Consider the following 9,686-nt stretch of genomic DNA (forward strand, 5'->3'; position numbering starts at 1 on the left):
AGCGAAAGGCCCGGACGGGCGGCGCTCGAAGCGCTTTGCGGCGGGCCCACCCGATGCCATCCTGCGCGGGCGTGGATCCCAGCCCCGCCCCATCCGAACCGACGGCCGCGCCCCGGCCGGCGAGGAAGAGCGCGCTCGCGTTCTTCGGGGTGCTGCTCGTGCTGTTCCTGCCGGGGCTCCTCGCGCAGGCGCTCCACGTCTTCGCCGGCCTCGTCTGGTCGGAGCTGTTCGTCTTCCTCCTGCCCGCGCTCGTGCTCACGCTGGGCTCCAACCTGCGCGCCGTCCCGTACCTCCGGCTCGGGCGCGTGCGCCCCGCCGCGGTGGTGCTGGGCGCGCTCTGCGGCGTCGCCGGGACCCTCCTCGCCATGGCCGTCATGGCGGCCGCGCAGCAGGTCATGCCGCGCTCCTGGATCGAGACCTTCGACGTCGCGAAGCTCTTCGATCGCCCGCTCGCCGAGCGCGTCTTCCTCGCGGTCGTCGCGACGTTCGTCGCCCCGCCGTGCGAGGAGATCGCCTTTCGCGGGTACCTGCAGACGACGCTGCTCGCGCGGCGTGCGCCGGCCGTCGCGATCGCCGGCTCGAGCCTGCTCTTCGCGGTCATCCACCTCGACCCGGTCCGCTTCCCGGCCCTGCTCGTGCTCGGCGCCGTGTTCGGGTGGCTCGCGTGGCGCTCGGGCTCGCTGTGGCCCGCCGTCGCCGCCCACGCCGCGAACAACGGCCTCGTCTCGCTGTTCGCCATCGCCGCGCCGCGCGCGGCGCCCGAGGTGGAGAACCCGCCCCTCCTGGCGCTGCTCGGCGCGCTCGTCCTCGGCGCGGCGGCGCTCGCGCCGCTCCTCGCGGCGTTCCGCTCCGTCGCGGCGGGGCCGCTCTCCCCGGAGACCGCGCTCGTCCTGCGCGATCCGGCCGATCCCTCGACCCGCTTCCGGCCGGGGCGGGTGCCCGCGTGGCTCCGGCTCACGCTGCTCCTCGGCCTTCAGATCCTGCTCGCGCTCGTCCTCGCCGTCCGGATGGGCCTCTTGCCCGGCGCGCGGCGCTGAGCCGCCCTCGGGGCGCGAAGCACGAGCGGGGGAGATCGAGGCGAGCGGCCGCGTCCGTCAGATCGACCCGCGCGGCGCCGGCCCCATCCCCTCGTCCTTGGGCGGCTTGCCGCACTCGGCCATCGAGTCCTCGACGAGCTGCGCGAGCCGCCCTCGCTTCTGCGTGTCGAGGAGCGCGTCGAGCTCGTCGCGCCGCGCCTCGGGGTCGGCCCGCAGGAGGGAGCGGTACGCCCTGAGCACGCTCTCGATGCCCGCGGTCTGGACCGCCACCCAGTCGTCCTTGGCGCGCGGGTGCTCGATGAGGTAGGTCGCCATCCCGAAGATGGACTGGAGGTACAGAGCCCGCCCGTGAGGGCCGGAGTCCTCCACGAGGACGTCCAGCGGACCCGAGCAGCTCCGCACCTGGACGTCGGGGATCGCGACGATCCAGTCGAGGAGCCAGCGGCGGGAGTCGTTCGCGTCGCGCGCGAGCGGGTCCTTCTCGAGCTTGCGCGTGGTCTGCACCGCGCGCCGGCGCTCCTCGGCCGTCGAGGGTCCGCGCGCGCCCGCGAGGGCGGGGACGAGGAGCGCGAGCGCGGTGGCGACGAGCAGCGGGCGGATCACGTGGACCTCCGGAGCAGGTGGGCCGGATCCGAGCATGGGTCGCGCCACACGTCGAGCGCGACCGCACCGTCTCCTCCTTGGGGCGGAACCTCGGTAGGCCCCTCGACAACGCGGTGCGGGTAAGCGAGCTATCGACCCACGGCGGCGGGGTGCGGGCGCCCTGCGGGGCGGCGGAGGCGGGGACCGGAGGCATTCGATGGGCAACGATGGTTCGCAGCTCGAAGACCGGGTCCTCCTGCTCATGCCCACCGCCCACGGCGCCGACCTGGCGGGGCCGGCGCTGCGCCGCGCGGGGCTGAACGTCGTCTCCCTCTCCGACACGACCACGCTCGCCAGCGAGCTCGGCCGCGGCGCGGCGGCGCTGGTGCTCGAGGCGGAGGCCCTCGGCCCGGACGCCCTCACCGAGCTCTCCGGCGCGCTCGGGCTGCAGGAGGCGTGGTCGGACCTGCCGGTCATCGTCCTGTGCCCCGCCGGCCTGCGCCTGCCCGCCGCGTCGCCTGCGCCGGAGACCCTCGAGGCGCTCGGCAACGTGACGCTCGTCGAGCGGCCCGCGCAGGTCCTCACCCTCCTCGGCGCGGTGAAGCTCGCGGTACGCAACCGCCGCCGCCAGTACGCCGCGCGCGACCTCATGCGCCAGCTCGGACGCGCGGTGGACGCCCGCGACGAGTTCCTCGCGATGCTCGGCCACGAGCTGCGCAACCCGCTCGGCGCGATCCTCCTCGCGCTGCCGCTCGTCCGCGCCTCCGACGACGAGCGCCCCCGCGGGATCATCGACCGCCAGGCGCGGCGGCTCGCGCGGCTCGTCGACGACCTGCTCGAGGTCTCGCGCGTCACCCGCGGGCAGATCACGCTGCGGCGCGAGGTCGTCGACCTCAACGAGATCGTCGGCGAGGCGGTGGCGGGGCTCGCCGAGGCCGCGAGGCTCCAGGGGCTCGACCTCGCGGTGTCCCTCTGGCGCGAGCGCGTCCCCGTCCACGCCGACTCGGTCCGCGTGGAGCAGATCGTCGCGAACCTCCTCGCGAACGCGCTCAAGTACACGCCCTCCGGCGGGCGCGTCACCGTGCTCGTCGCCCGGCGCAACGAGAAGGCCTCGATCCGCGTCTGCGACGACGGGATCGGCATCCCGCCCGAGATGATCTCCCGCATCTTCGAGCCGTTCACCCAGGCCGCGACGACCATCGACCGCGCCCAGGGTGGGCTGGGGCTCGGCCTCGCGCTCGTGAAGCGGCTCGTCGACCAGCACGGCGGCACCGTCGAGGCGCGGAGCCCGGGGCCGGGCCTGGGGAGCGAGTTCGAGGTGTCGCTCCCGATCGCCGCGGTCACCGAGGCGGGGGAGCGGCCCCTGCCCCGCCAGGAGCCGCGCGCGGGCAAGCTCCGCGTCCTCGTCGTGGAGGACAACGAGGACAACCGCGACGCGCTCCGCCTGCTCGTCGAGCACCTCGGCCACGAGGTCGACGCGGTCGAGGACGGGCTCCGCGGCGTCGCGCGCGCCCTCTCGGATCACCCCGACGTGATGCTCGTGGACATCGGCTTGCCCGGGCTCGACGGCTACGAGGTCGCGCGGCGGGTCCGCGGCGCGCTCGGCCAGGGCGTGAAGCTCGTCGCCGTGACGGGCTACGGGCAGCCGGAGGACCGGCGCCGCGCCATCGCCGCCGGCTTCGACCAGCACCTCACGAAGCCGGTGGACTACGACACGCTCTTCCGGCTGTTCAAGCCGGGCTCGTGGTCGTCGCCGGTCGGAGCGGCCGCGGGCTGACGCGCCGCTCCGGGCCGCCCGGGCGCGCGCGCTGCGCGTCGCCCCGGCGCCGCGGCTACAATCGCCTCCGCATGGTCATGACCGGCCAGTTCCTGGAGCGGCCCGCGCTCGTGGACGTGCAGGGGCTCGTGCTCGAGGCGCTCTATCACCGCGGGTCACGCCGCCCGGCGCTGCTCGTCTGCCCGCCCCTCGGCGGCGGCGGCATGGACGCGCCGCCCGTGGCCGAGCTCGCCTGGAGCGCGGCGCGCGCGGGGCACCCCTCGCTCAGGTTCCAGCACCGGGGCGTCGGCGCCTCGCAGGGCGCGCCGGATCCCGCGCGCGCGCTCGACGACGCCCTCGCCGCGCTGCGACACCTCGCCGAGACCGCCGGTGGATCCATCGCGCTCGCGGGGGTGGGGTCCGGCTGCGAGACCGCGCTCGCCCTCGCGGCGGCGCGTCCCGAGCTCGCGCGGCTCGTGCTCGTCGCCCCGGAGCGCGCGCCGCGCCCGGCGGCCGGCGCGCGCGTGCTCGTGCTCGTCCCGGAGCACGGCGCGCGGGTGCAGACCGGGGAGTGCGAGGGAGCGCAGGTGGACACGGTGCCGGACGCGGACGCGCTCTTCCGGGCGGGGCTGCCGGAGATGGGGCGGAGGGCGGTGGAGTGGATCGGGAGGGGTTGAGGGGGTCCGCCGGTAGCAGAACCCGCGACCGCGACCGCGACCCCGACCTCGACCGCCCCCTACCCCACCCGCCGCAGCACGAGGCACTTCAAGTATCGCCCCTCCCGGAACTGGAGGGACACCGGGTGGTCCGGGGTCTGCCGCGTCTCCTCGACGAGCTGCAGCTCCAGCTTCGCCTTGTACGCGGCCTCCTTCACCGCCTCGGTGAACTGCTCGGCCGAGACGCGCGCGGAGCAGCTCGCGGTGACGAGCAGGCCGCCCGGGGCGAGCACGGCGAGCGCGGCGCGGTTCAGGGACGCGTAGCCCGCGAGCGCGGCGTCGACCGCCTTCTGCGACTTCGCGAACGCCGGGGGATCGCAGACGACGAGATCGAACCGGCGGCCCTCCCGCTTGTACCGGGCGAGCAGCTCGAACGCGTCCTCGGTCGCGAACGCGTGATCGGCCGGGTCGAGGCCGTTCGCGCGGAAGTTCTCGCGCGCGAGCGCGATGGCGTCCCTGTCCACGTCCACCGACACGACGTGACGCGCGCCGCCGAGCGCGGCCGCGACCGAGAAGCCTCCCGTGTAGCTGAACAGGTTCAGCGCCTCCGGCCGCCCCGCTGCGAGCGCGCGCACGCGGCGGCGGTTCTCGCGCTGGTCGAGGAAGTGGCCGGTCTTCTGCCCGCGCCGCACGTCCACGAGCACCTGCATCCCGTGCTCGTCGTAGGCGATCCGCTCCGGCGGCTCCGCGCCCCACAGGACGCGGCCCTGCGGCGCCCCGGCGTCGGCGTCGTCGAGGTCGTCGCGCGGGATCTCGTCCCGTCCGAACACGCCGGCGAGCCCCTCGGCCTCCGCCCGCAGCGCCTCCACGATCGCCGCGCGGTGGGGGGTGAGGCCGGCGGAGTAGAGCTTCAGCACCGCGAAGGTGTCGTAGCGATCCGCCACGACGCCGGGCAGCCCGTCCGACTCGCCGTGCACGAGCCTGAAGCCGGTCGTGCCGTGGACGAGCTCGCGCCGGAGCGCGATCGCGCGCGCGATCCGGCGGCGCCAGTACGCCGCGTCGATGGCCTCGGCGGGCTCCCGCGTCAGGATCCGCACGGAGATGGCGGAGTGCGGATCGTAGTAGCCGCGCGCGACGAACCGCCCCTCCTCGGTCACGTCCACGATGGCGCCCGCGGGGAGCCCCTTCGGCGCCCGCTCCACAGCCTTGCGGAACACCCACGGATGGCCCGCGCGCAGGTGGCGCGCGAGGTCCTTGCGCAGCTCCAGCTCCGCCTCGCCGCGCACCGCGCTGCCGACTGCCCTCATCGCGCCTCCGCCCTGGCGCGCCTCGCGCGCCGGCCCGTGCGCGCGCGCTCCTCGCGCGCGCGTGAGAAGTTCCCCACGACGAGCCCCGGCCGCGCCGCCTTCAGCTCGGCCACGAGTCGCCGGATCCCGAGGGCGCGTCCCGCCCCGCCGCGGCCTCGCGCGAGCTCCGCGTAGACGTCCGGATCGAGCGCGAGCGGCCGCGTCTGGACCTGGTCCACACCCGTCTCGGCGACGAGCCGGCACAGCCGCTCCGCCTCGCCCTCGCGGTCGGTGACGCCCGGGAAGGTGAGCAGGTTCAGCGCGACGTACGCGCCCTTCGCCTTCGCGACGTGGAGCGAGCGCACGACGTCCTCGAGGCCGTAGCCGCTCGGGCGGTAGTACGCCGCGTACAGGTCGGGCGAGGCCGAGTTCGTCGAGATCCGCACCGAGTCGAGCCCCGCGTCGCAGAGCTTCCCGAGCGCGGCCGGGAGCGAGCCGTTCGTGTTCGCGTGCAGCGAGCCGCGCGGAGTCTCCGCCCGCACGCGCCGGAGCGCCCGCTCGATCTCCTTCCAGCGCGTGAGCGGCTCCCCCTCGCAGCCCTGGCCGAAGCTCACCATCACGTGCCCCGTCGCGCGCGCGAGGTGGCGCAGGGCCACCTCCGCCATCTCGTCCGCGGTCGGCGCCTGCGCGATCCGCTCGTGGCTCGAGGGCGGCATCCCCTCCTGCTGCTCGGAGAGGCAGCCGACGCACGAGGCGTTGCACGACGCCGACGCCGGGATCGCCCCCTCGTCCCGGCCGTAGAACGTGTTCTGCGCGGTGAAGCAGCGCCACTCGAGCGCGCAGCGCGCGAGCTGCCGGTAGATGGGGTTGTCGGACTCCTCGAGCGTGCGCGCGACGAGGTCGGGGAGCTCCTCGGTCGAGTGCGCGGCCGGGCTCCAGTGGCTCCGGCGATCCGTGTGCAGGGCCCACGCGACGGGACCGCGCGCGCCGAGGGCCGCGGCCGTGTACGCCCACTGCGGGAGGATCGGCGCCTCGCCGGTCGTGGGGAGGGCCGCCCTGGCCGCGGCTGGCAGGAACGTCCGCGTGTACCCCGGCGGCAAGGTGGCGCCCACGGCGTGCGGCTTCACCCTCCTGCGCCCGATCTTGACCTCGTGGAGGACGATCGGTTCGCCCGTCGCCGGATCGAGGCCCACGGGCCGCCGGCCCGGGAGCATGCAGAGGGACGCCCCCTCGGGGAGGTCGAGCGGGCGCTCGCGCGTCGCGAGGATCTCGTCGCCGCTCCGCACGGCGGCGTCGAGCTCGGGGTGGTCGTAGACGTTTCCGCGGTCGTCCGCGAAGAGGAGCTTCGGCATTCGGCGTTCTATCTAAGCGTGGCGCGCGGCGTCGCCCGGGCGGAGGGTACGATCTCGCGGCCCGCGGTCATACCACGCAGGCGGCCGGCCAGGCGCCCGCCTCCGCGCCCGTGCCTCCGCTCCGGCTCGCGCCTCGGAGGCATGCGTACCCCCTCAGGGCCGATTAGAATTCGCGGGTCCTTTCCGTCATCTCGACTGCATGCACCCCTGGCGACCGGGCGCGGGGGTGAGGCGCGGGAATCGTTTCGGCCGGCTGCTCGTTCCCTGGGTCGTGGTACGAGGGAAGCGGAGCACGGACGAGCGGAATAGAACCCGGGTGGGAGACACGAACCCCTGATGTTCGATCTGAGACAGACCGATCTCACGCGTGGCGAGTTCGAGGAGCTCGCGCTCAAGCACCTCGACCCGCTGTACTCCGCGGCCCTCCGGCTCACCAAGAACGACCGCGACGCGGAGGATCTCGTCCAGGACACGTTCCTGCGGGCCTACCGGTTCTTCGAGAAGTTCGAGCGAGGAACCAACATGAAGGCCTGGCTGTTCAAGATCCTGACGAACACCTTCATCAACCGCTACCGGCGGTCGGTGAAGGAGCGGAACATCGTCGAGGGATCCGAGCGCGACGCCGTGCACGAGCGGTTCGTGTCGAGGGAGGCGGCGGAGTTCGCCGCGAACCCGGAGCAGTACTTCTTCGACCGGCTGCTGTCCGACGACGTGCTCAAGGCCGTCGACTCGCTCCCCATCGACTTCCGGCTCGTCGTGATCCTCGCGGACCTCCAGGAGTTCTCGTACAAGGAGATCGCCGAGATCCTGGACGTCCCGGTGGGCACCGTCATGAGCCGCCTGTACCGCGGGCGGCGCCTCCTCCAGAAGGCGCTCGCGAGCTACGCGGTGGTCTCGGGCGTGCTGCAGGAGGTCGGGGAAGACGGCAGCATCGACCTCGAGACGTATCGGAAGCGCCGCGGCAAGTCGGCGTAAGGCCCCGGCGGAACGCGCCCATGGCGATCGAACCCACGCTCATCGCGGCCCTCGAATGCAGCGACGTCGAGCGCTCGGTCGATCCGTACCTCGACCGCGAGTTCGACGAGCGCGAGCGGTCCGAGATGGACGTCCACCTCGCCGCGTGCCCGCGCTGCCGCGCGCTCGTCGAGCGGCAGGCCCGGATGCGCGCCGCGCTGCGCGCGAAGCTCCGCGAGGCGCTCGGTGAGGACGCACCCTCCGGCCGCGCCCCGCCCGCGCTCCGCACCCGCATCGAGGGGGCCCTCGCGCGCCGCCGCAAGCCGCTCTGGCGCCGCGCCCTCGCGCCCATCCCGATCGCCACCCTCGCCGCCTGCGTCGCGGGCGTCCTGCTCGTGCTCTGGCTCGATCCCCTCGGCCACGGCGGCAGCCCGCTCCTGGAGGACGCGATCCGCAAGCACCACCGCGAGCTCCCGCTCGAGGTGACCTTCACCGATCCCGAGAGCGGCATCCCCGGCTGGTTCGCCGGGAAGCTCGACTTCAACCCGGCTCCGCCACGCTTCCGCGCCGCCGGCGTGCAGGTGCTGGGCGCGCGCCTGTCGCACATCGGCGCGTGGCCGGCCGCCTACATCCGCTACCAGCTCCCCCGCGGCCAGGCCGGCCTGTTCATCGTCGACGATCCCGACGGCCGGTTCGACGCGTCCGGGCGCGAGGTGAAGATCGGGCCGCACAAGGTCAAGATCGCGACCGCCCGCGGCTACAACGTGGCGGTCTGGCGCCAGGACGAGATCGTCTACTCCCTCGTCTCCGACCTCGACGAAGCTCAGCTCTTCGATCTCGTCCAGACTGCGCAGGCCGACGCCTCTCATTAGCCGCGCATTTTGATCCGCGCCCGGGCTGGGGTAGAGTTTCCCAGCCTTTTCCGCGCGGTTGCCTCATCGCCGCGCCCCGTCCCGCCCCTCCCGGAACGCGCGATGCCCACGAAGATCCTCCTCATCGAGAACGACGCCGCCCTCGCGTCGGCGCTCACCGACGCCCTCGAGTCCGAAGGCTTCGAGGTCCGCGCCACCGGGGACGGCAAGGAGGGGCTCGACCTCGCGCGCGAGTGGGGCCCGCAGGCCGTGGTGCTCTGCGTCGAGCTCCCGGGCATGAGCGGCTACCTCGTCTGCCAGCGGCTCAAGAAGGACGACGCCCTCAAGTCGATCCCGCTCGTGCTCACGAGCGCGGAGGCCACCGAGGAGACGTTCGAGAAGCACCGCGCGTTGAAGGTCCGCGCCGACGAGTACCTCTTCAAGCCGTACGCCACCGAGGCGCTCGTGGACGCCGTGCTTCGGGTCGCCGGCGCGCCGGAGCCGGCAGACGAGTACGACATCCCGCGCCCGGCCGACGATCTCGAGGAGGAGGAGCTCGTGAGCCTCGAGGACGCGATGGGCCTCGAGGCGCTCCCCAACGAGCCGGTGGAGGATCTCCCCGCGCTCGACCTGTCGGCGCTCCCGGACGAGCCGGTCGAGAGCCCGCGCAGCGCGGGCGCGGACGACGAGCTGCGCCTGCTCGACGACGCGTTCGAGGAGCTCGCCGCCCCGCGGACCGCGGGCGAGGACGAAGGGCTCGACCTGGAGCTCGGGCTGCCGCAGCCCGAGGACGGCGAGCCGTTCCGCCTCGACGACGGCGTCCTCGAGACCGGCGCGCCCGCGGACGGCGGGGAGCCCGAGCTCGGGCTCGACGCGCTCTCCGACGGGCCGGACTCGCTCGGGCTCCCCGAGGGCGACGACGACCGCCCGCCCTTCCGTGAGCACGACCGGCCGGACGACGCTGCGCCGGCCCGGGCGGCCCGGCCGGCTCCGCGCGCCCCCGTCCGCGGCGCGAGCGCAGACCTCCTCCGCGCCGCGGGCATCCCCCTCCTCGACGAGCTGCCCGCGCCGGCGACCTCCGGCTCCGCGGCCCGCGCCGACGTGGGGCGGCTCGAGCGCGAGCTCGAGGACGCGCGCGCGCGAACCGCCGACGCGGAGGCCGCGCTCGCCGGCGCGCGCGAGAAGATCGACGCGCTCTCGGCGCAGGCCCGT

The 9,686-nt window shown here is 74.7% G+C and carries 9 protein-coding genes; 6 read left to right on the plus strand and 3 right to left on the minus strand.

Going from position 1 to position 9,686, the window contains the following annotated elements; translation table 11 throughout:
* The first annotated feature begins 53 nt into the window (after positions 1 to 53).
* Positions 54 to 1,037 (plus strand): type II CAAX endopeptidase family protein, encoded by a 984-nt coding sequence (locus tag MNY60_RS17320; RefSeq protein WP_242361244.1) that lies wholly within the window; start codon positions 54 to 56, stop codon positions 1,035 to 1,037.
* Positions 1,038 to 1,094: 57 nt separating this feature from the next.
* Here the strand turns inward: MNY60_RS17320 and MNY60_RS17325 are convergent, their stop codons facing one another.
* Complete coding sequence (locus MNY60_RS17325; protein WP_242361246.1) at positions 1,095 to 1,640, minus strand: hypothetical protein; 546 nt, start codon at positions 1,638 to 1,640, stop codon at positions 1,095 to 1,097.
* A gap of 196 nt (positions 1,641 to 1,836) precedes the next feature.
* On the opposite strand from MNY60_RS17325, the gene MNY60_RS17330 reads away from it, so the two are divergent.
* Together MNY60_RS17330 and MNY60_RS17335 are read left to right on the plus strand one after the other, a co-directional pair.
* Complete coding sequence (locus MNY60_RS17330) at positions 1,837 to 3,396, plus strand: ATP-binding protein (protein WP_242339790.1); 1,560 nt, start codon at positions 1,837 to 1,839, stop codon at positions 3,394 to 3,396.
* Positions 3,397 to 3,467: 71 nt separating this feature from the next.
* Positions 3,468 to 4,052: an alpha/beta hydrolase gene (locus tag MNY60_RS17335; protein ID WP_242339792.1), complete on the plus strand. Its 585-nt coding sequence runs from the start codon at positions 3,468 to 3,470 to the stop codon at positions 4,050 to 4,052.
* 59 nt (positions 4,053 to 4,111) lie between these two features.
* On the opposite strand, the gene MNY60_RS17340 is transcribed toward MNY60_RS17335, so the two are convergent.
* Positions 4,112 to 5,338 carry a class I SAM-dependent rRNA methyltransferase gene (locus tag MNY60_RS17340; protein WP_242339794.1) on the minus strand — a complete coding sequence of 409 codons (1,227 nt, stop codon included), beginning with the start codon at positions 5,336 to 5,338 and terminating at the stop codon, positions 4,112 to 4,114.
* On the minus strand, positions 5,335 to 6,669 hold the full coding sequence (locus MNY60_RS17345) for a radical SAM protein (protein ID WP_242339796.1): 1,335 nt from the start codon (positions 6,667 to 6,669) through the stop codon (positions 5,335 to 5,337). Before MNY60_RS17345 ends, MNY60_RS17340 begins: the two co-directional genes overlap by 4 nt.
* A 336-nt stretch (positions 6,670 to 7,005) precedes the next feature.
* Here MNY60_RS17345 and MNY60_RS17350 point away from each other — a divergent pair, with 336 nt between their 5' ends.
* From MNY60_RS17350 to MNY60_RS17360, 3 genes are all read left to right on the plus strand, one after another.
* Positions 7,006 to 7,644: a sigma-70 family RNA polymerase sigma factor gene (locus MNY60_RS17350; RefSeq protein WP_242339798.1), complete on the plus strand. Its 639-nt coding sequence runs from the start codon at positions 7,006 to 7,008 to the stop codon at positions 7,642 to 7,644.
* A 20-nt stretch (positions 7,645 to 7,664) separates the two neighbouring features.
* Positions 7,665 to 8,495 (plus strand): anti-sigma factor, encoded by an 831-nt coding sequence (locus MNY60_RS17355; protein ID WP_242339800.1) that lies wholly within the window; start codon positions 7,665 to 7,667, stop codon positions 8,493 to 8,495.
* Positions 8,496 to 8,597: 102 nt separating this feature from the next.
* The coding region (locus MNY60_RS17360) for a response regulator transcription factor (protein ID WP_242361248.1) at positions 8,598 to 9,686 on the plus strand (1,089 nt) is incomplete at its 3' end.

Origin of the sequence: Anaeromyxobacter sp. SG17 (genome assembly GCF_022690695.1) — a bacterium.
Taxonomy (GTDB): domain Bacteria; phylum Myxococcota; class Myxococcia; order Myxococcales; family Anaeromyxobacteraceae; genus Anaeromyxobacter; species Anaeromyxobacter soli.